This window comes from Enterococcus hailinensis, assembly GCF_045862035.1.
Lineage (GTDB): Bacteria > Bacillota > Bacilli > Lactobacillales > Enterococcaceae > Enterococcus_A > Enterococcus_A hailinensis.
Window position 1 is genome coordinate 12,470 of record NZ_BAAFRV010000003.1, and the last position, 21,119, is coordinate 33,588.

Below are 21,119 nucleotides of genomic sequence, written 5' to 3' on the forward strand. Positions count from 1 at the left end.
TCATTGACTTAAGCTTCGGTTAAGGCAGGACGATTATCTTACAGGTAGTCACATGAGCGCTGTGCGATCGACGAATTTACGATCGGCTGAAAGTAAGGAATCGATCTGATAGCGAGCATGAAGCTTACATTCATTTCTAAAAAAAGAAATGCAATCGATACGAGGGGGAACCATCATGAATTTTATCAAACGGGCAGTACAAAGCCTTTGGGCGAAGAAAGGCCGCAGCATCTTATTGATCGCCGTCTTTTCTGCAATTTTAATTTTTGTTTTAGCCGGACTAACGATCCGCAGCGGCGCAGAGCTGGCGACATCGAATGCAAAAAAAAGCGTAGGAGCGACCGTCACCTTATCGGCCAACCGAGAAGCGATGTTCAAAAACCAATCTACGTCAAGTTCAGGCGATGAGAGCTCCACACCAGACCCAGGCAGTTTTGAACAAACGCCAGTTAATCTAAGCGATGCGAAAAAAATCGCGAAATTAGCTAATGTGAAATCTTATTCGTTTGAAGCTAGCACTTCAGCAGATAAAAGTACCAGCATCACACCGATTTCCAGCAGTGATAGCAGTACTGACAGCAGCAGCTCTGATGCGACTGATTCTTCTGGTGAACAAGCGGGTGGCCAAGGTGGCCCTGGTGGAATGATGACTAGTCAAGACGACTTCCAAATCAAAGGTGTCTCACAAAGTAGTTCGTATACTGATTTTTCAGCTGGTACCGCAACTTTAGTTAGTGGGAAAGCCATTACGGCTTCTGATGAAGGCACAAATAATGTCTTGATCGAAAAAAGTTTGGCTGAAGCCAATGATTTAAGTGTCGGCGATACGTTCAAGATCAAAGATTCTGATGATAAAGATGTTGAAGTCACTATTAAAGGAATCTATAAAACCAGCGACTCTGGCGACAGTTTAGGTAATAGTTTCAATTTCTTGAATCCATCAAATACGATCTTCTCTTCTTATACTTTCGTAAGTACATTGAGTGGTTCAGATGGAACAACGATCGACTCAGCTGTTTTCAATTTGACGGATCCAAAAGACATGGACAGCTTCGTTAAAAAAGCGAAAAAATTGATCGACACTGATACCTTTAGTTTAGAAACCAACGATCAAATGTATCAACAAATGTTGCAACCATTGAACAATGTTTCAAGCTTTGCTAAAAATATCGTGATCTTAGTTGCTGTAGCAGGTGTGATCATCTTGACATTGATCATTATGATGTCGATCCGTGAACGTAAATATGAAATCGGCGTCTTGCTTTCATTAGGTGAGTCACGAGTAAAAGTGATTTCGCAATTTTTCGTTGAAATCTTCGTCTGCATGTTGTTTGCCTTAGGGATTGCAGCAGCCAGCGGAAATATCGTCGGAAATGCTGTCGGAAATCAATTATTGAGTCAACAAACCACGTCGCAACAAACGACTTCACAAAATAATGGCGGAGATCAAAATAGCCCTGGTGGAAATGGCGGCCCGGGACAAGGCGGTCAAGCACCAAGCGGCGGCGGACGCGGCAACTCAAGCAACAATCCATTTTCTTCAACACAAGAAATCAAAGATTTGAATATCTCGGTGCAACCAGTTGAAATCTTGAGTTTAGCCGGTATCGGTCTAGGCATCAGTCTCTTCTCGATCGTTCTATCCTCTGCCGGAATCTTACGCTTGAATCCGAAGAAAATTTTGATTTCTTAATCAAGGAAGACACGACGCAAGCCAAAGCGAAAGATCGTACGGACTACGAAAGCACTCTTTCGCTGAAGCGGCGTTTGCTGAGAAAACATCGAATCGCTCAATCATCTAGGAGGAATTTATTATGACTTTAGCAACGAAAGATCTAGGCTACTGGTATGAAAACAGTGGACCATTATTTGAAAATGTTAATTTGACCTTTGAAAAAGGCAAAATGTACGCTATTTTAGGCACGAGTGGTTCTGGGAAGACGACGTTTCTATCACTGATCGCTGGTTTGGATACACCGAAAAGTGGAGAAATTTTATACGGAGATGCTTCTTTGAAAAAAATTGGCTTACGAGAATACCGTCGTAAAGATGTTTCGATCGTCTTTCAAGCTTATAATCTATTGCCATATTTATCAGCTGTCGACAATGTCGTAACAGCAATGGAAATCGCACAAAGTCAACAAACCGACAAAAAAGCCTATGCGCTAGCCAATTTAGAAAAAGTCGGTATTACCAAAGAATTAGCCGAAAAGAAAGTTACGTTATTATCTGGTGGGCAACAACAACGGGTAGCGATCGTACGAGCGTTGTGTTGTGAACATGAATTGATTGTTGCAGATGAACCAACTGGGAATCTAGATGATACGACATCGCAAGAGATTGTCCGTCTTTTCCAAGAAATCGCGCATGAACAACAAAAATGTATCGTTTTAGTCACTCACGAACAAGATGTCGCCAAAGCCTGTGATGTCGTTTATGAATTGAAAGATAAAAAATTCAGTCAAGTATCATAAAATAAGGAGGGATTCGAGTGAATGTTGCTCAAATCAATATAAAAGTTAGCGAATTAATCAATGGAAAATATATCCTCGATCGCCGTGCACGCTCACTCGGTTCGCATACTGTCATCAAACTAGATCACAGACGCCGCAAAAGTTTTTCGGCTACACGTGATGTTCAAATAAATGATCATTATCAGCAACTCCAACAAGCTTGGTATTTTGGCGCTGTTTATGAAGCAAGGGCTCTCCGCAAAAAAGAGAATCAAAAGCCAAACGCTTCAACGATCAAAATCAATGCTGCCAGAGAAGCTGAACTAACGATCGAGTGGCAGGCATTTCCGACTAGCGCTTAAAAATACTACAAAAAAACTGATAACTTTCTTCTAGGACGAGAAGACAGTTATCAGTTTTTTTCTTTTATGGATTCGGATTGAAGACTGCCAAGACTTTTTCAGTGAATACGGGTAGCTTTGATTGCATCCGTTCAATCAAAATCATCGAGACAGACGTGATCCCGATCGATAAAATCGCGAATAAAAAGGCTTCGAAACCAAAAATATACAAGCTCATACAAACAATAACAAAATCTGTTAGCAATAAACCGATCGCTGTGCTCAATCCCCAGTACTTTTTGAAAATCAGTGGTGGAATCGTCGTGCCGCCACTTGAAGCTTTTGAATCATAAAGAATCGCGACCCCAACGGCGAAGAGGATGCTCCCCACGATCACTGATAGCCAATGATTTTCGATCAGCATACCTGCCGGAACGATCTGTAATGCCAGGGGAAACAAGAAACTCCCGATCAATGTTTTGAAAAAGATCTCTTTGCCTAAAAAAATCGCAGCTAGGACGAGTACCACGATATTTAAAGCGAGTACGACCCAAGAACGATCAATGCCTAGTGAATATTCGACTAACAGACCGATCCCGCTGACACCGCCCGCAGCTATATTGTGAGGACCTAAAAACAAATTGATACTACCAGCTAATATAATTACGGCTAATAGAATTTTAGAAAGTTGTTTCGTTTGCTTGTACATCTTAACGCCTCCTTAGTTGTCGCTTATCAAATCAAGCGCATTCCTTTAAGTCCACTTTATCATTCAATCGTCTTGATTTTGAGTCAACTTTTTCAGTCTTCTATGAAAAAATAGTTCTTCTTTTAGACAATAAAAAAACTAGCAATGAAAAAATTGCTAGCTCCAGCTATTATTTAGTCAATAGTTCATATAAAACTTGTGCGTTGTTTTGCTCTTCGTTCTTAGCACCATAAACTAACGTGACAGTCGAATGTTGGGAAACAAGTTGTTTTAATTCTTCTAAAGCTGTTTTTTGCGGTTCATTTTGTAGTTCAGCTAAGTAGTCTATTTTAAATTGCGCATATTTTTTTGGTTCGTGATTGAACCATTGACGTAACTCGGTACTTGGTGCAATATCTTTTAACCAACAATCAATTTTCTCAACCTCTTTAGATTTTCCTCGCGGCCAAATCCGATCAACCAACACACGATAACCATCCGTTTCATTTGGTGCTAAATAAGCTCGTTTGATTTGTAACATCTGCTCACGTCCTTTTCTTTAATTTTAATCCCTCTATGAAAAAAACGTAAATAAAACTATTATCCAGCGACTAAAACCTTTTCATGGAAGCTATTATGTTAGAATAACATGTAGTCTATTTTTTTAGAAAACAACTAGCGTTTTCGATAAACTAAAATAAAAGATGTTTGGGAGGTTATCATGGAATTTATTGGTATTTTATGTTTGATTTTGTTTTGTACGACGTTGGCGAGCCATCTTTCGCGTCGTTTTGGCATCCCAGCGGTGATCGGACAATTGTTAGTCGGGATTTTGTTGGGAAATGCAGGCTTAAATTGGGTCCATCCCGATATTCTCGTAAAAGATTTTGCTGAGATTGGTGTCATTTTATTGATGTTTTTAGCTGGTATCGAAAGTGATCTATCGCTATTGAAAAAATATTTTCGACCAGGAATCTTTGTAGCGATATTAGGGATTCTTTTTCCAGTGATCTTTGGGACGATCAGTGGTCAGCTATTTGGGATCACATTGAATCACGCATTTTTCTTAGGGTTGATTCTAGCAGCTACTTCAGTTAGTATCTCGGTCGAAGTGCTGAAAGAATTACGTGTTCTGAATACCAAAGAAGGCTCAACGATTTTGGGCGCTTCGGTGGTTGATGATATTTTGGTCGTCTTGATCGTTAGTTTAAGTATGTCTTTTTTAGGCGCAGCAAGCAACAGTAGTGTGCCATTAAGTCTAACGTTGGTGGAACAAGTCTTGTTTTTTGTGGGGATTTTCTTTTTGATTCGTTGGGGAGCGCCCTACTTGATGCGGCTCAGCAAAAAATTATTAGCTGAATCTTCAGTGATCATCGTCTCACTTGTTTTGTGTTTAAGTATGTCTTATTTGGCTGATCTGATCGGATTAAGCTCGGTGATCGGAGCATTCTTTACCGGCGTGGCGATCGGCCAAACGAAAGTCGTCAAAGAAGTACAGTATAATGTGGAAGCATTAGGTTATGCCGTTTTTATTCCGGTCTTTTTTGTCAGTATCGGACTTGAAATATCGTTTAATGGAATCACGCAACAATTAGGCTTGATCATTGTTTTAACAGTAGTAGCGATCTTGACAAAATTGATCGGTGGCTTCTTAGGGAGTAAGGCGGCCGGTTTTGATAATCAAAGCAGTTTGATGGTAGGTTCAGGCATGGTTTCACGCGGTGAAATGGCCTTGATCATCGCCCAATTAGGTTATCAAGCCCACTTAGTGACGAAAGAATATTATTCACCATTTATTCTGGTTATTTTATTCACTACATTATCGTCGCCATTTTTACTAAAATATTTTACTAAAAAAATCTATAGATGAAAAAAAGCGCCCTCAAAAAATTAATGTGAGGATGCTTTTTAAAATTAAAAATATCAGTTATTGCCGCACAACAGATCTAGTTGTGCGGTTTATTTTATTCAAATCACAAATGTTTACGTATCTTATTGAAAAAGTATAGCTGAGCTAAATCTATAAAAAGCTTTCGGTATTTTTAGAATTTTTCAATTTAGGAGTAAAGAAAATAAAACAATAAAAAGGAGAATAAACATGAGAAAATTAGGTTCTTTGGTATTTGCAACAGGTCTTTTAGTCAGTCTGTCTTTAGGTGTGATCACTGTGTTCGCTGAAGAGGGTGGTGAGTACGAGTCAAAAGGAGTGATTACTTTTACACCAAGCGTTGATCCGACTGACCCAGTAGATCCGAACGATCCATCTTCCCCTATCAAACCCATCGATCCAATTAATCCAGAAACGGAGCCAACAACTGGTACGAAGGGTCCTTTATCCATTGATTATGCTTCAAACTTAGATTTTGGTACGCAAAAAATTACGTCTAAAGATGAAGTATACATGGCAAAAGCCCAAAAATATATAACTAAAGACAAGCAAGAAAAAAACGGCCCTAACTTTGTTCAAGTAACCGATAATCGCGGAACAGAAGCCGGTTGGACACTACAGGTAAAACAAAATGGACAATTTAAAACAGCGAATAGTAAAGAGTTGACTGGAGCGGAAGTCGTATTTAAAAACGGGAATGTTGTGACCACATCTGCTTCAGCAAAACCGACCGGACAAGCAAAGATTACAACTGATACCGATGGCTCACTCCAGAATGTGATGGCAGCAAAAGTAGGGCAAGGGGCTGGGACTTTCTTGCATAATTGGGGAACAGACGCTGAAACAGCTGCTAAAAGTATTGAATTACATGTACCTGGTGCAACGACAAAATATGCCAAAGAATACTCAACAACATTCACTTGGGTATTAACAGATGCGCCAGGAAACTAAATCATGGAACGTTGCAAACGGCTTTTTTTACTTTTAGCCTTTATGGGAAGCATAATAATAACTACCAGAGTCAGCGCTGCTGAATTTAGTTTTTCAGTGATACCTAGAACAGCTGAAAACCAAATCGATAAAGAGAAAACGTATTTTGATTTATTATTGCAACCTGGTCAGGAAGAAACACTAACGGTTGATTTACGCAATGATACTGATAACGAAGTGATAGTAGAAGTACAGATTAATAGCGCGACTACGAATGGGAATGGGGTAGTTGAATATAGTCAAAATGAGATAACTCGCGATGCGACACTCAAATATGATCTAAAAGATCACGTGAAAGCGCCTGAAGAAATTATTTTGAGGCCCCAATCTGTAGCTGAATATAAAATGCGGATAAAGATGCCAAATAATGTTTTTGATGGAATCATTGCAGGTGGAATTACTTTCAAAGAAAAACAAACGGCTGAAACTACGACTGCTAAAGATAGAAAGAACGCAGGCCTAGCGATCAAAAATGAATATTCTTATGTTGTTGCGTTATTGATGCGGCAAACTACCGATAATGGGTCTCCAGATTTGAAATTAACGCATGCATACCCGGATCAAAGAAATGCTCGAAACGTCATCAAAGGTACACTGCAAAATCCAAATGCCACTTATTTAAATCAATTGGCGGTAAAAACAACGATCACTAAAAAAGCTGATTCTAAGATTCTTTATACCCATGAACAAGCGCAAATGCAAGTAGCCCCCAATACACATTTTGATATTTCTATCCCATTAAATGGAGAACGGCTACAAGCAGGTCAGTATACGATGAAAATGGAAGCGTATGGTGAAAAAGTGGAGAATGGGGCGCACCAATTTCAAACAGCTGATAGTCAAATAAAAGAAAATTATCGTTATCATTGGCGATTAGAAAAAGAGTTCAAAATCAAAGCCGCAGAAGCTAAAAAATTAAACGACTCTGATGTAACAATCAAACAAGCTGATACGTGGATACTTATCCTAATCAGTATAGTTTTGTTAGCCATGATAATTCTGTTTATTGTTGGGCGAAAAAATAAGAAAGTTCGGCAGGGCCAATAATTACATTGTAAGGAATAGAATTATTTTTAAGAGAATTCATTTATAATATATAAAATTATTATAAATTCAGGAAAAAACGTTAAGAAAGATAATACTATAGATAGATAAAATTAAAAAAAAGAAATGAAGAGCGTACGAATAGTTATTCATACGCTCTTCATTTTACTATCTATCAATAATAGTAATAAATGGTTCATAGTTATCTTTTATTTTATTTGAAAGTTCGGAGTCTGTAATTAACAAATCTAATTGGCTTAGAGAAGCAAAAGTAGCAATTGATTTCTGTTCAAATTTAGTGCTATCAATTAAAGCAACTGTTTGAGATGCAACTTCTACCATTCGTTTTTTTAATTCTACTTCGTATAGATTAAAGTCTGAGAGCCCTTCAAAAATAGAAACTGCATAAGCAGAAGTAAATAAAGTATCTACATTAACTTTTTTCAAGATTTCGATACCTAAAATTCCTTCAATCGCATTTGAGTTTCCTTTTACAACACCACCGATTAAAACAACTGTTAAATTAAGACATTCTTTTAAGAGGGAAGCGGTACGTAACCCGTTTGTCAAAATTGTGATCCTTAGTTCCGATTGGCTGATTAATTTTGCCAATTCATAACATGTTGAACTAGCATCTAAAATGATACATTCTTCATTTTTTATAAGTTTAAAGGCTTTTCGAGCTATATCACTTTTTTTCTCTATATTTTTTTGCTTTCGAATGTCATAGTTTTTATCGATTACCAAGGATTCATCTTCTTTTACTCGTGTTGCTCCTCCGTGTGTTCGAATTAACATTTTATTTTCACTAAGATAATTTAGATCAGAGCGAACAGTAGCTTTAGAAATAGATAAAAGTTGGGATAGTTCATTTACAGATATAGAGTTTTGATCGTTTAATAGTGATAGTATCTTTTCTCTTCGTTGATTTGTATACATCAGATTTTCCCCCACAATGAATGATTACAACTAGTATAAGGTAAATTTTTACAAAAAACAATAAAAAATAAACGTTTTATCTTTCGTTTGATTTCGAAATTAGATTAAAATAATTTCGTTTTATATTGTAATAGCGTTTATTTTGAAAATAAACGAAAAAAATGTTGACATTTCGAAAACTTATGTTTATTCTTGTGATAGAAAAAGTAAAAGGAGCGAAAAATATGAAAATTGGTATTGGTTCTGATCATAATGCATTTGAAATGAAGCAACAGTTAATTGAATATGTACAATCAAAAGGTTTTGATGTAATTGATTATGGCTGTTTTTCATCAGATGAAGTTGACTATCCTAATATTGCATTCAAAGTTGGTAGTGGAATAATAGATAAGAACATTGAAAGAGGTATTTTATGTTGTGGGACAGGTATAGGCATGGCTATGGCTGCTAATAAAATACCTGGAATCCGTGCCGCCCAAGTTCATGACACTTACTCAGCGGAACGTGCACAATTAAGTAATAATGCTCAAATAATTACTATGGGATCACAAGTAATTGGTATAGAAGCTGCTAAAAAAATTGTAGAAGAATATTTATCAGTAACTTTTCAAGGTGGTAATTCGTCTAGAAAAATCAATCAAATTATGGATAAAGAAGCAGAATTTTCAAAATAAGGAGAACGAAGTATATGAAATTTTTTTTAGATACTGCAAATATAGAAGAAATCAAAAGAATAAATGAATTAGGGCTAGTCGATGGGGTAACAACCAATCCTTCAATTATTTCAAAAGAAGGAAGAAATTTTAAAGAAGTAATTACTGAGATTTGTAAACTCGTAGATGGTCCAGTAAGCGCAGAAGTAATTTCATTAAAAGCAGAGGAGATGATTAAAGAAGCGAGAGATATTGCTACATGGGCAGATAATGTAGTTGTAAAAATTCCAATGACAGAAGAAGGCTTGAAAGTGGTCCATGTACTTTCTAAAGAAGGAATTAAAACAAATGTAACACTTATTTTTACTGTAGCACAAGGTTTAATGGCAGCAAAATCCGGAGCAACTTTTGTAAGCCCTTTCGTTGGGCGTTTGGACGATATTTCATCGGATAGTTTATTGCTTATATCTAATTTGAAAAAAGTTTTGAATTACTATGGATATCAAACGGAAATAATTGCCGCAAGTATTCGAAGTCTTAAACATGTAGAAGAGGTTGCAGAATTGGGATCAGACATTGCAACAATTCCTGGGACATTGTTTCCTAAGCTATGGTCACACCCGTTGACTGATTCAGGTATAAAGGGATTTTTAAAAGATTGGGAAAATTTTAAACAATAAATTTTGAAATAGAAGAGGATGATAATTTTGAGAAAGCCAATAGTCGGTATAAGTCTTAAGCTTTACCAAAATAAAATTGAAGATGTACGAGATTTCACTCATTCAATTGTAGAAGCCGTAGGTAATGAGAAGAAAATTGAACAGTTTATGTGTCCTGGAATGGGTGTGTTATATCCTGCAGCAATGATTCTAAAAGATTCAGAAATAGGATTAGGTTCACAAAATATTGGACCAGAGCCTAATGGAGCATACACAGGGGAATTTTCAATTGAAACTTTGAAAGATTTACATGGCGAATATGTTGAAATAGGACATATTGAGAGAAGAACTATTTTTAAAGAGACAGATGATATAATTAATCAAAAAGTTCATTTAGCATTATCTTATGGAATAATACCAGTTTTGTGTATAGGTGAAATCTCTAAAACAGATGACTATGATCAAATAAAAGCACTAATGAAAAAACAATTATTTTTAGATTTATTTCAGGTGGTAGATAAAAAAGCAATGAAGGTTATTTTAGCTTATGAACCTGCATGGGCTGTAGGCAAAACTTGTGCAGCAAGTGCTATTCACGTAAGAAAAGTACATGGATTAATTAGAGAATGTATAAAGGAATTATACAGTAAAGAAGTGGCTGAAAATATTCGCATTATATATGGCGGATCTGTTTCACAAGAAAATACAAAATTGATTGTATCTGATGATAACGTTGACGGCGTTTTTATAGGACGTTTTGGACATAATCCAGAACAATATGCATCTATTGTAGAAACTGTAAAAAAAGTGAAGGAGAAATAAAATGTTTGGGATTATCTTAGTTTCACATAGTCAAAAAATTACTGAGGGAACAAAAGAGATGATTGAAGAAATGACAGGAACAAGTGATGCAGTACGAATTACCTCAGCTGGAGGAACCGGTGATGGACGACTAGGTACAAATACTTTAATGATTATGGAGGCAATAGAGTCAAATGCAGATTGTGATCATATTTTGGTATTCTGTGATATTGGGAGCGCTATACTTAGTTCGGAAACGGCTGTCGACATGATTGAAGATCCAGTTATTATTGATAAAGTTGAAATTATGAATTGTCCTCTTGTAGAAGGAGCTTTTGCCGCAGCTGTTCAATCTACGGTTTGTCAGGAAAAAGAACTCATTTTAAAAGAGTTAGCACAACTTTAAATCATAAATAGAAAGAAGGAAAAAAGATGAAATTTGTACGAAGTTTTGTTGGCTATTTAATCGCTGGAACAATTGTAATGGCAGTATGGAGTCAATTAGGTAGTTTTGGAATTTTTGGAGGCTATTTAGCAGCGGGAATTATTATTGGTCCAATGTGGTTTATGAATCATTATCTTAATTTAACTGGTAACGATGATGATGCAGCATTCGTAGACATGGGACTAGCTATTGGCGTTTGCGGTATTGCAAGAGATGCTTTCATGAAAGGATCATTTACTGTTGGCGAGTCTTTACCAACAATTATTTTAGTTATTATTGGAGCAACTTTAGGTGGAATTGTTGCGGCGTCATTTGAGAAGAGTTTATCTAAGGAAACGTTGAGAGATGAGAAAGCACCTGAGCCTGGAATGACTGAAAAAGAGATGAATCGATTAGTTAGTGAAGACTAAATTAATTTAAAATGGAGGAGAAAATATGACTTTTAATTTGGGCATTGCAACATTGTGCGGGAGTTTTATGTTTCCATTTGTTATTAGAATGGCATGGGGAAAAATGGTAGATCATTGGGGACCGATTGGTGGATGGATGGCTGCACTATTTATCGTAGGAACAATTTGGTGTATAAATCATGGAATATCAACCCCTATGATTACCCAATCAGGTGGAGCTTGGGTAGATCAAGGATTAGCCGCAGGCGTTGGTGTTTGGGTGGCCTCAGTATTAGTTGGTGGAAAAATAAAGAAATCAATTCCTACTGTATTAGCTGCAGTATCTGGTGGTATTTTAGGTGGATTGTTACTATCGTTATTTTTATAAAAAGGAGAAAATAAAATGAAAAGATTAATTAATGATGGTTATGAAGTAGTAGAAGAAATGCTAGTAGGTTATGCAGCGGCTAATAAGAATTATGTAGAATTAGATTTGGAAAATCGTCTAGTAGTCAGTAAAATGATTAGTGAAGAACCTAAAGTAAGAATTATAGTAGGTGGAGGCTCAGGACACGAACCGATGTTCTTAGGATATGTCGGAAAAGATTTTGCTGATGCAGCAGTAGTAGGAAATATTAATACCTCACCAGCCCCAGATGCTTGTTATGCAGCAGTAAAAGCAGTCGATAGTGGGAAAGGCTGTTTATACCTTTATGGAAATTATGCAGGGGATGTCATGAATTTTGACATGGGTGCTGAAATGGCTCTAGAAGAAGACGGCATTAAAGTGGAAACGGTTACAACTACTGATGATGTATATTCTGCAAAAGAAAAAAAAGATCGTAGAGGAGTAGCAGGTGATTTACCAGTATTTAAAGTAGCTGGGAGTGCAGCTGCAAAGGGTTATGATTTAGATAAAGTAAAAGAAGTAACCGAAAAAGCTAACAATAATACTTATTCTTTAGGTGTTGCCTTGTCATCATCGACACTTCCTGTAACTGGAGAAGCAATATTTAAAATGGAAGATGGAGATATGGAAATTGGTATGGGTTTGCATGGAGAACCCGGTATTGAAAGAAGACCTGTTGAAAAAGCAGATACTATTATCGATGAAATTATGGACATTATTCTTAAAGATTCACAATTAGAGTCTGGTGATGAAGTATACGTATTATTAAATGGGCTTGGCGCATTACCATTATTAGATCAATATATTTGTTATCGTAGAGTTGATCAAGTACTAAATGAAAAAGGTATAAAAATTAACCGTACAGATGTAGGCAATTTTGCAACTTCTATGGATATGGTAGGCATGTCGGTAACATTAGTAAAATTGGATGAAGAAATCAAAGAATTACTTGATGCACCTTGTAATACGCCATATTATAAAATTTAAATATAGATATTATTATTTAGGTTTGTTACAAAATAATTCAGAAATTGAGGTGTATCTATGAGTGGCATTGTATTAGATAAAAAATTTTTTGCAGATAGTTTAGATAAAATGGCAGAATTAACAGAAAAAAATAGGGACTATTGGACAAAATTAGATTCAGATATCGGAGATGGAGATCACGGAATTAATTTAAGTATAGGATTTAGAGCTGTAAAGAAAGATCTTCAAAATAATTTTGAGAATTCAGAAGATATAAGTACACTTTTAAAAAAATCAGGTATGGTATTATTGAGTAAAGTAGGTGGGGCCTCCGGTCCATTATATGGTAGTTTTTTTATAAAAATGGGAAAAGATGAAAAGGGAAAAGATGAGGTATCATTTCCAGAGTTTGTAAGTATGCTAAAAAATGGTGTTGATGCAATCCAACAGCGGGGTAAGGCAGAATTAGGTGATAAAACTATGTTAGACGCTTTACAACCAGGAATCGATTATCTTGAGGAACATAAAAATGACTCAGATTCTATTGCTGTTATGGAACAAACAATATCTATTATGAAAAAAGGAGCAGATTCAACTATTCCTTTAGTGGCTAAAAAAGGGAGAGCTATGAGATTAGGTGAGCGAGCAATAGGACATAAAGATCCAGGCTCAGAGTCTTCATGGATGTTATTAAATATCTTTTTAGAAGAAATGAAAGCTCTAAGAAATGAAGAGTTAACTGCATAAATAATAAATAATTCAACAATAACAAAAACCTCTGTAAATAATTTTAACAGAGGTTTTTGTTATTGTTGAATTAGAATAAATATTTTTTAATAAATCCCCGTCAACATCATAATTCCTGGAATCCAAGTGGTGAAGATTCCGCAAGCGATGGCAAAGTAATGGATCGATTTGCCGAAGTTTACTTTGATGACAGCATCTAAGAATCCGCAGAACCATAAAACGCCCCAAGTCAACCAAATGACCGCAAATATTGGATCACCTTCTATTTGCCGAGATATCCATGCAAAGGGAATCGTATTGATCGCAACAAATAGTGCGTAAATACCATAGATTCGCATGTCTAAATCGAATAAATACAAAATTCCTACGAGCAGATAAGTAAACGCAAATAAAAATCCCGTCCCCGCTTCATAATAGCTTCCTTGGATCGTATATAAAACATTGATAATAAAAGATAGCGAACCAGTAAATAAATTGATCAGAGCTAGTGAGCGATGATCAATCTTTAATAAACTTCCCCATCCATTGATGATTAAGGTTATTCCTACAAAAAAAAGTCCAATTCCTAACATAGTAGCCTCCTGTTCTTAGCATTAGAATAACAAATTATTTTAATAAATGAAAGAGGACTTCAAATTATGATAAAACACCCTATGCGGCCATTTTTTAAGATTCTTAAAAAAATACTTCTTTCGACCCATGACGAAAGGCTAAAAATTAAGCATAATAGAAATATAAAATAGAGTGATTGAGGAGAGGTCATTATGAATCAACGGGAACAAATTTTAGCCTCCATAAAAAAAGGAATTTTAACGCCGGAAGAAGGCTTAGATTTATTAGAACATCTTGAGACAAAAGCATCTACAACACCTGCGCCTGAGACGATGATCAAAATGGAGCAAGCTGGCGATACAGCAGAAAAAAGTACTGAAGCGGTTTTTAATGAAGAGCCCAGCATGGAAGAAATACAAGTTGACAAAACAACCCCCGAAGAAAAGATTTTTCAACAATCCGATAGCGTGACGGATTTGATCGATGCTTGGGAAAAAGATCCACTGAAATCTGATACGTCCGATTCAGTAACGAGTACGATGGAAGAATTTGATCAAACATTAGAGCAAAAAAAGAGCGAACTAACTACGTTGCAAGAAGAATATCATGAATTGAATTTAGAAGCGGAGTTAGGGATCATTACTAAAGAAAATGAACGTCGTTATCAACAAATTCAACAACAAATCAAAGCCTTGGAAACTGAAATCCAGGAAATCAAAGATAGTTATGCAACGACGGAGGCAGATTTTTTTACTTCAACTGCTAAAACGCCGGAACAACCTAACTTTTTTGGAATACCAGATGACTTTGATGAACAAACGTATCGTCCAAGTGATCTTTTTGAAGAAACATCGCATCCTTATACGAATCGACTAGAACGTTTTGTAACTAAAGCGTCAGAGAAAGTCGAAAAGATGGCTGATAAATTAAACGGAGAGTCAATTTGGAAGAATAGCAATCAAAAATTTGGTTCAAAGAATGAGCGAGCTATTCAATTTAGCCGGCGTTTTTCATTTGATGACGTTCAGGCGACACACATCGATATCAAAGTTGCCAAAGGAAATATTCAGCTCAAAACATGGCCCAAAGAGGATGTTGAGGTGGAAGCAAAAATCAAATTATTGGGTGAGATGGATCAAGCAGATCCATTGGATGCCTTCCTAGAGCGAAGTCAAATCGACATCGAAGATCAACAAATTTTGTTTCATATTCCTAACAAGCGTGTAGAGGCTCAATTGATTTTTTATCTACCACAATGTCACTATGATGAAACAACGATTCGCGTACTCTCAGGTGATTTATCGATCGAAAATTTAATCAGTGAGCAATTATCAATCAAATCAACCTTAGGAGCTGTCAAGATTAAAGAATCAACCGTATCAAGACTGAATATTAAAGGAACTACTAATAAAATTGAACTCTTAGCAGATCAAATATCTGACGCAGAAATCGAAACAGTTGATGGGACGATTATTTCAAAATCGGACGTGAATCATTTAGCGGCATCATTAATCAATGGGGATATCAAATTGACGATTGGCAATGATTCATTAAAGACCCTCACTGCTCATACGATCAAAGGAGACGTCAAAGTTGCTTTACCAGAAATGATTGGTATTGAAGGAACAGCCAAAACTAGCACTGGAACGATCAACGAACGTTTTAATGATTGTGAAACAGTCTTTGAACGTAATGAACGCACGCAAAAGATTTTTCATTTTCGCAGAAGAATGGGAAAAACAGCTATCATTGATGTTTCATCCAAAACAGGTAGTATTTATTTAAAAGATTATGAAGGAAGGTAGCAGATAATGCATAAAAAATTGACTAAATCATCAACCAATAAAATTTTAACGGGAACATTAGCTGGTCTAGCAGAATATTTTGGAATCGATCCAACGATCATACGTGTTGTGTTCGTTATTGCCATCTTTATTTTTGAAGGCAGTCCGATTTTACTCTACATTCTATTTGCGATTCTGATGCCCAAAAATAAAGCTAAGGGAAAAGACTTCGATCGAGATTCGTTCCATCAATCAAAATCGTCTAGTAAAAAAACAATGGATTCAGAAGAAGATAAGTGGAGTGACTTTTAAATTAAATAAAAGAGACTGAAAAAAGTCGTTCAGATAGGACCAATGGAACAAAAGACAGCGAATCTGCCATTTGGATCACATAGATTCTATGGATTTCACGAATATAGAAAGTCATTCTATTAAAAAAAGCTATCACCTTTAATCAAAAAATAACGGTTGGATAATTCTAAGAATCAGTAAGCCTGATAGTTCAAGTCGCTTGATCCAAAAAGGACGAATAGAACCGATGTAAAAGACACAAAAGGCGATTTATTTCTGCAGATGACAGAAATAAATCGCCTTTTTTACTTATTGCTTAAATATAGTTCCCAAAATAAGCAGACCGAGGAAGGACAGTAAAGTCATAGTTACTTAAATCGTTTACGTTTTTAGTAAAAGCATGGAGTGATTCTGTCAGCATGATATTGACTCGATCACCTGCAGTAAGCAAACCAACCACGGGTTTTTCTAGCATTGTTGCTATTCCGATCTCATAAGCTGTTCCGGGATCAGTGATACCATGCTCATAATCTAAAAGAGCAACCAAACAATCAGCAGTTTTTATATGATGCATATCTTTTAAATAAGTTTCTTTGGCCCATTGAGGAGTGAATTCTTCAAATTCACCTTCTTGATCAAGGCGAGGAGAGTGAAAAGTATCAACGGTTGGATTATTTTTTAGAGCCGTTTCTACTTTTTCGATTAATTCGATTTGTTCTGCGGAAAAGAATGGACCAGCTAAATAAATTTTCATTTAGGCCACCTCTTTCATTTCAGCTAATTGCGTACTGATTTGATCGATCAATGATTTATAATCAGCTGAAACAAGTACATGTTTGATTGTTTCAGGATCAATAAATTCTTCATCCGCTGCATGAACCAAAAAATCTACTAAGGGCTTATAGAAGCCATCAATATTTAAAATTCCGATTGGTTTTTTAGGAATCAAACCAATGGAAATCGAACAAAGAACCTGAGATAGTTCTTCTAATGTTCCTAAGCCGCCGGGTAAAATCAAATAAGCATCTGATTTATTGATCAATAATTGTTTTCTCTCATCCATTGTCTCGGTATAGATGAACTCGGAAACTTCTTCTCGAGGCAATTCATCATCAAACAAGCCACGCGGATAAATCCCAGTTACATGACCATTTTTAGCAAGAACTCCGGTACTTACAGCACCCATTAAGCCGCTAAATGATCCGCCATAGACCAAACCAAGTCTTTTTTCAGCCACATATTCGCCAATTTCTGTTGCTAAATTAATATATTTTTTCTCTTTTCCGTAGCGTGCACCACAAAAAACAGCTAATTTCATAAAATTACCACCTGTCATTTTTCTTTGAGCATTTATCATAGCGCGAAAGAAAAAATAAAAAAAGTCTAGATATTGTATTTTTTTTGTGTTAATAATAATAGAAGCACAATATATAGTGTTTGTTTAGAGTTTAAAATTTCTAATTATAGAAAGATAAGTCTAATTAAATTTATATTTTTGAATACTTACATTTGTTTTCTGAAACAACAAATAAATTTAGTTAGAATGACAAAAATGAGAAAAAAAGAAATTCTTAATGGAGTTGAAAACAAATTAATGGTATTTATGCGTATTTCGATTATGATAAGGATCGTCGCTAGTAACTTTTGGTTTGAAAAAAAGGAGAACGCCTACTAATGAAAAATAAAAAAATGTTGTTGATCGCTATTCCTATGTTATTGATGGTAATTGGATTTGCTGGAAAAAATTATGCCGATAATATTATCAACTGGGGTGGAGAAGAAAACATCTCAACGATCAATAATAATTTAGATAAGTTGAATACGTCATTAACTAATAAAGAAAAACAGATCGCTGACCTGACTTCCAAATCAACGGACGCGCAAACACAATTGACTGCTACGCAAACAAGTATTACTACTTATCAGCAACAACTCACTGAATTAAAAACTGAAGGCACACAATTGAATAGTGATAAAGCTAATTTAGAATCACAACTAACTAGTAAAGATCAAGAAATTCAAGCTAAACAACAAGAAATCAATGATAAAATCAAAGAAATCGAACAAAAAACGCAAGAAATCAATCAGAAAAATGAAGAATGGAACGCGAAATTACAAGAAGCTCAAAATAAAGCCAATACGCTTCAAGATACTGTAAATAATTTAACGAATCAAATCAACACGGTGAATAATGAAAAAACGTCATTACAAACACAATTGGATACAACAAAACAACAATTAGCAAATTCAGAAAAAGAAAATTCTGATTTGAGAGATTATATCGCTAAATTACAAAAAGCAAATGAAGACGTAAAGAATACTGCTGATAAATCACAACAAATCGTTGATCAACATCAATAGAAAAAAAGCTGACCGAATTAAATTTCGGTCAGCTTTTTCATTCTTATAAATCTAAAACTAAATCATACCAAACTTCTCCAGCGTGTTGAGACTTTGAAACGCCTTCGACATGATAGCCATTTTTTTCATAAAAGGGAATCAAGTCCTTTAAACAGGTCAACGTGATCCCGCTTCGCTTAACTTTACGAGCATGTTGGGCTAATTCAGTCAACAAAGCACTAGCGATTCCCAATTTCTGATAATTTGGAGCAACAGCTAGGCTTAAAATTGTTTGATAACCATTAGTAGGAGGATTAGGTACGGTTTTTTCGAACAGTTCATCGTAAAGATAACGCTCCGGAATAACCGGCCCAACAACATATCCGACAGGTTGATCCTCTGCATTTACAGCTAACAGAAAACTATCGCTGATCACTTGAATACGTTCAGCCATCGCTTCTTTTGAAGCGGCTTCTGCTGGAGAAAAGCCTGATCGTTCGATTTCCATAATATGTTCTAAATCTTGCATGCGTGGTTGTCTAAAAGAAAAATTCATCAATGTCACCTGATTCACTAAAAATTTCCACTTTGGATTTATTTACTATAGCACAAGGACTACTAGTAGACTAATCGGGAGAAAGCCGTTGCTCGATCCAAGTATTTTTATTTTTTAAATCTTGAATATTTCCATTGAAATTTTTAGCATAAATCAGTGAAAAAAGAGTATCTAAAACGTATTCAAAAGCCACTTGTGACGAGAAGGTACTGACTTTTATAAAATCCATTTCAGCTTGAGTAAAAACAATCGCTTGGCGAGCTAAAGGAATTAAATTAGAACGAGCATTTCCAGTCAGCAAAACGGAAGGGACATTTTCGTTTAAAAAATGCTTTAAAATCCGTTCATATTGAGGAACTCGAGCTCGGTAAGTAATAAACAAGGCGCAATCTTTTTGTGTAAGATTGACGGCATTCCAATCTTCATCAGAATATTCATCTGCAACGATCAGAAATTTATTGATTTTAACTAATTTATTTTGGAAGCTCCGGCCTCGGATTTGTGAATCACCTTGGGCAAATAAAAAGATTCGTTCCGCCTTTGCAAGTAGATCAGCTGATGCTGCTAAAATATCATGGTCTAACTGTGCATACGTTTTTTTTACCGTATCGACTGCTAAATCGGCCATTTTTTTGGCTATTTCTTGAGTTGAATCTTGTGGTAAGAAAGGAAAATTAGCATCGACCTGTTCTTCACGGTATAAATTACTGTGAGCAATTGCTGAAATCGCTACTCGAAAGTCACGAAAACCTTCATAGCCCATTTTTTTGGCTAAACGGATCACTGAGGAATGAGACGTATATGTTTTTTTAGCGAGTTCGTCCACATTGATCGCAGGGATCGTCGCTAAATGATTCAAAATATATTCCGCAATGCGTTTTTCTGTTGTCGTCAAGTCTGCTTGGATTTTCAATTTATCGATTAATAACATAGGCACACCTTTCATCGTTCTTCTAGTGTTATCATACCTTAAATTTTTCGATTCAAGAAGTTAAACAAAAGCAAAGTTCATTACTTGGGTATAAATGTTCAATAATTCGCTACGATTGATCAAATGATTGGAGAAAACGACCTGTTTGACTTAGATATCTTTTTTTCTGCAAGCCTTCTTGTATACTTAAGGCATCAAAAGAAAAGTGGGGGAATCAGCTATGCTAACTATCGCATATATCGGGAATGGCAAGAGTACCAATCGCTATCATTTGCCTTTTTCAACTAAATTGAAAGATAAAATCACTATCAAAACGATCTATTCACCAAGTGGAAAAATTACTTGGGATAAAATACCAAATGTCATTTACACGAAAGACATCAATGACATTTATGATGATCCCGAGATCCAGCTGGTTGTTGTTACGACACCAAGCCCGTTGCATTTTGAATTAGGAAAAGAAGCTTTAGAACATGGAAAGAATGTTTTGATTGAAAAGCCGTTTACTGAGACATCAGCAGAGGCTAAAGAATTATTTCGATTAGCTGAGGAGAAAGGACTCTTTGTTCAGTGCTATCAGAACCGTCGCTATGATTCTGACTTCTTGACTGTTCAGAAAGTTATTGAGAGCGGCGTGTTAGGTGATCTGTTAGAAGTAGAAATGCATTATGATTATTTTCGTCCAGAAATTCCAACAGGTGTGGAATCATTTTCGATCGGCACAAGCTATCTTTATGGTCATGCCTGCCATACATTAGATCAAGTCATCTCCTATTTTGGTGAACCAGATGATGTTCATTATGAAGTAAGACAGCTTTTAGGCGATGATCGAATGAATGATTATTTTGATTTGGATTTGTTTTATGGCCGGATGAAAGTCTCAGTCAAATCGAGTTATTTTCGTCTGAAAGAGCGTCCAAGCTTTATTGTTTATGGTAAAAAAGGTGTCTTTGTAAAAGAAACAAAGGATCGGCAAGAGGAACATTTAAAAATGTTTTATTTGCCTGACCATGAAGATTTTGGTGTCGATTTGCCTGAACATTATGGGACGTTGACCTTTATTGATGATGCAGGTGTTTATCATGAAGAAAAAGTTGTTTCGGAAATAGGCGATTATAGCCGAGTTTATGAAGATATCTATCAAACATTGGTCAACGGAAAACCTAAGTCTGTTAAAGATGAAGAGACTATTTTACAAATTGAAATGTTAGAAAAAGGCATTCAGCAGATCGTTCGATAATCTTTACAAGAAA

At 35.9% G+C, this 21,119-nt stretch carries 25 protein-coding genes and 1 pseudogene; 18 read left to right on the top strand and 8 right to left on the bottom strand.

Annotated elements, in window-relative coordinates:
- Window positions 1-175 precede the first annotated feature (175 nt).
- The 3 genes from ACKTSC_RS03055 to ACKTSC_RS03065 all read left to right on the top strand — a co-directional run bounded on the left by ACKTSC_RS03055 (window position 176) and on the right by ACKTSC_RS03065 (window position 2,815).
- Window positions 176-1,693 carry an ABC transporter permease gene (locus ACKTSC_RS03055; protein ID WP_407856788.1) on the top strand — a complete coding sequence of 506 codons (1,518 nt, stop codon included), beginning with the start codon at window positions 176-178 and terminating at the stop codon, window positions 1,691-1,693.
- A gap of 121 nt (window positions 1,694-1,814) precedes the next feature.
- Window positions 1,815-2,474, top strand: a complete 660-nt coding sequence (locus ACKTSC_RS03060) for an ABC transporter ATP-binding protein (RefSeq protein ID WP_071857383.1) — start codon at window positions 1,815-1,817, stop codon at window positions 2,472-2,474.
- A gap of 17 nt (window positions 2,475-2,491) precedes the next feature.
- Entirely contained in the window at window positions 2,492-2,815 is a 324-nt protein-coding gene (locus ACKTSC_RS03065; RefSeq protein ID WP_407856789.1) for a hypothetical protein, read from the top strand.
- Between the two features lie 130 nt (window positions 2,816-2,945).
- Here ACKTSC_RS03065 and ACKTSC_RS03070 read toward each other — a convergent pair.
- Window positions 2,946-3,503 (bottom strand): annotated as a pseudogene (locus tag ACKTSC_RS03070) (YitT family protein); the annotation flags it as partial.
- A 169-nt stretch (window positions 3,504-3,672) separates the two neighbouring features.
- Window positions 3,673-4,023, bottom strand: coding sequence for a DUF488 domain-containing protein (locus ACKTSC_RS03075; RefSeq protein WP_407856790.1), 351 nt, complete (start codon window positions 4,021-4,023; stop codon window positions 3,673-3,675).
- Between the two features lie 180 nt (window positions 4,024-4,203).
- Between ACKTSC_RS03075 and ACKTSC_RS03080 the strand changes: the two genes are divergently transcribed.
- The 3 genes from ACKTSC_RS03080 to ACKTSC_RS03090 all read left to right on the top strand — a co-directional run bounded on the left by ACKTSC_RS03080 (window position 4,204) and on the right by ACKTSC_RS03090 (window position 7,407).
- Complete coding sequence (locus ACKTSC_RS03080; protein WP_332579809.1) at window positions 4,204-5,352, top strand: cation:proton antiporter; 1,149 nt, start codon at window positions 4,204-4,206, stop codon at window positions 5,350-5,352.
- Window positions 5,353-5,580: 228 nt separating this feature from the next.
- Entirely contained in the window at window positions 5,581-6,321 is a 741-nt protein-coding gene (locus ACKTSC_RS03085) for a WxL domain-containing protein (protein WP_407856791.1), read from the top strand.
- A gap of 3 nt (window positions 6,322-6,324) precedes the next feature.
- On the top strand, window positions 6,325-7,407 hold the full coding sequence (locus ACKTSC_RS03090; protein WP_407856792.1) for a WxLIP family cell surface protein: 1,083 nt from the start codon (window positions 6,325-6,327) through the stop codon (window positions 7,405-7,407).
- Window positions 7,408-7,572: 165 nt separating this feature from the next.
- Here ACKTSC_RS03090 and ACKTSC_RS03095 read toward each other — a convergent pair whose 3' ends face one another.
- The gene (locus ACKTSC_RS03095; RefSeq protein WP_332579807.1) at window positions 7,573-8,343 is read right to left on the bottom strand and encodes a DeoR/GlpR family DNA-binding transcription regulator; all 771 of its coding nucleotides are present in this window, start codon (window positions 8,341-8,343) and stop codon (window positions 7,573-7,575) included.
- Window positions 8,344-8,567: 224 nt separating this feature from the next.
- Here ACKTSC_RS03095 and rpiB point away from each other — a divergent pair, with 224 nt between their 5' ends.
- Genes rpiB through dhaL form a run of 8 tightly spaced genes read left to right on the top strand, consistent with a single transcriptional unit; the run spans window position 8,568 to window position 13,412 of the window.
- Window positions 8,568-9,017: a ribose 5-phosphate isomerase B gene (rpiB, locus tag ACKTSC_RS03100; protein ID WP_332579806.1), complete on the top strand. Its 450-nt coding sequence runs from the start codon at window positions 8,568-8,570 to the stop codon at window positions 9,015-9,017.
- A 14-nt stretch (window positions 9,018-9,031) separates the two neighbouring features.
- Window positions 9,032-9,676 carry a fructose-6-phosphate aldolase gene (gene fsa, locus ACKTSC_RS03105; RefSeq protein ID WP_332579805.1) on the top strand — a complete coding sequence of 215 codons (645 nt, stop codon included), beginning with the start codon at window positions 9,032-9,034 and terminating at the stop codon, window positions 9,674-9,676.
- A 27-nt stretch (window positions 9,677-9,703) separates the two neighbouring features.
- Complete coding sequence (locus ACKTSC_RS03110; protein WP_332653503.1) at window positions 9,704-10,477, top strand: triose-phosphate isomerase family protein; 774 nt, start codon at window positions 9,704-9,706, stop codon at window positions 10,475-10,477.
- Window position 10,478: 1 nt separating this feature from the next.
- On the top strand, window positions 10,479-10,862 hold the full coding sequence (dhaM, locus tag ACKTSC_RS03115; protein ID WP_332579803.1) for a dihydroxyacetone kinase phosphoryl donor subunit DhaM: 384 nt from the start codon (window positions 10,479-10,481) through the stop codon (window positions 10,860-10,862).
- A gap of 26 nt (window positions 10,863-10,888) precedes the next feature.
- Entirely contained in the window at window positions 10,889-11,311 is a 423-nt protein-coding gene (locus ACKTSC_RS03120; RefSeq protein WP_332579802.1) for a Lin0368 family putative glycerol transporter subunit, read from the top strand.
- Window positions 11,312-11,336: 25 nt separating this feature from the next.
- On the top strand, window positions 11,337-11,678 hold the full coding sequence (locus tag ACKTSC_RS03125; RefSeq protein ID WP_332653506.1) for a Lin0368 family putative glycerol transporter subunit: 342 nt from the start codon (window positions 11,337-11,339) through the stop codon (window positions 11,676-11,678).
- 15 nt (window positions 11,679-11,693) lie between these two features.
- Window positions 11,694-12,686 carry a dihydroxyacetone kinase subunit DhaK gene (locus ACKTSC_RS03130; protein WP_332579800.1) on the top strand — a complete coding sequence of 331 codons (993 nt, stop codon included), beginning with the start codon at window positions 11,694-11,696 and terminating at the stop codon, window positions 12,684-12,686.
- Between the two features lie 57 nt (window positions 12,687-12,743).
- Window positions 12,744-13,412, top strand: coding sequence for a dihydroxyacetone kinase subunit DhaL (dhaL, locus tag ACKTSC_RS03135; protein WP_332579799.1), 669 nt, complete (start codon window positions 12,744-12,746; stop codon window positions 13,410-13,412).
- An 86-nt stretch (window positions 13,413-13,498) separates the two neighbouring features.
- Here dhaL and ACKTSC_RS03140 read toward each other — a convergent pair whose 3' ends face one another.
- On the bottom strand, window positions 13,499-13,984 hold the full coding sequence (locus tag ACKTSC_RS03140; protein ID WP_407856793.1) for an AmiS/UreI family transporter: 486 nt from the start codon (window positions 13,982-13,984) through the stop codon (window positions 13,499-13,501).
- 192 nt (window positions 13,985-14,176) lie between these two features.
- On the opposite strand from ACKTSC_RS03140, the gene liaX reads away from it, so the two are divergent.
- Window positions 14,177-15,769 carry a daptomycin-sensing surface protein LiaX gene (gene liaX / locus ACKTSC_RS03145; RefSeq protein ID WP_407856794.1) on the top strand — a complete coding sequence of 531 codons (1,593 nt, stop codon included), beginning with the start codon at window positions 14,177-14,179 and terminating at the stop codon, window positions 15,767-15,769.
- A gap of 6 nt (window positions 15,770-15,775) precedes the next feature.
- Entirely contained in the window at window positions 15,776-16,060 is a 285-nt protein-coding gene (locus tag ACKTSC_RS03150; protein WP_407856795.1) for a PspC domain-containing protein, read from the top strand.
- A gap of 295 nt (window positions 16,061-16,355) precedes the next feature.
- On the opposite strand, the gene ACKTSC_RS03155 is transcribed toward ACKTSC_RS03150, so the two are convergent.
- Both ACKTSC_RS03155 and ACKTSC_RS03160 read right to left on the bottom strand, forming a co-directional pair.
- Entirely contained in the window at window positions 16,356-16,793 is a 438-nt protein-coding gene (locus ACKTSC_RS03155) for a nucleoside 2-deoxyribosyltransferase (RefSeq protein WP_407856796.1), read from the bottom strand.
- Window positions 16,794-17,357: an LOG family protein gene (locus ACKTSC_RS03160; RefSeq protein ID WP_407856797.1), complete on the bottom strand. Its 564-nt coding sequence runs from the start codon at window positions 17,355-17,357 to the stop codon at window positions 16,794-16,796. It lies immediately after the preceding gene.
- A 356-nt stretch (window positions 17,358-17,713) separates the two neighbouring features.
- Here ACKTSC_RS03160 and ACKTSC_RS03165 point away from each other — a divergent pair, with 356 nt between their 5' ends.
- Entirely contained in the window at window positions 17,714-18,400 is a 687-nt protein-coding gene (locus tag ACKTSC_RS03165; RefSeq protein WP_332579793.1) for a DNA-directed RNA polymerase subunit omega, read from the top strand.
- A gap of 43 nt (window positions 18,401-18,443) precedes the next feature.
- On the opposite strand, the gene ACKTSC_RS03170 is transcribed toward ACKTSC_RS03165, so the two are convergent.
- Together ACKTSC_RS03170 and ACKTSC_RS03175 are read right to left on the bottom strand one after the other, a co-directional pair.
- Window positions 18,444-18,935, bottom strand: a complete 492-nt coding sequence (locus ACKTSC_RS03170; RefSeq protein ID WP_407856907.1) for a GNAT family N-acetyltransferase — start codon at window positions 18,933-18,935, stop codon at window positions 18,444-18,446.
- 70 nt (window positions 18,936-19,005) lie between these two features.
- Window positions 19,006-19,866, bottom strand: coding sequence for a MurR/RpiR family transcriptional regulator (locus ACKTSC_RS03175; protein ID WP_332579827.1), 861 nt, complete (start codon window positions 19,864-19,866; stop codon window positions 19,006-19,008).
- A gap of 220 nt (window positions 19,867-20,086) precedes the next feature.
- Here ACKTSC_RS03175 and ACKTSC_RS03180 point away from each other — a divergent pair, with 220 nt between their 5' ends.
- A complete protein-coding gene (locus tag ACKTSC_RS03180; protein WP_407856798.1) occupies window positions 20,087-21,106 on the top strand; it encodes a Gfo/Idh/MocA family oxidoreductase in 1,020 nt (339 codons plus the stop codon).
- Window positions 21,107-21,119: the final 13 nt, after the last annotated feature.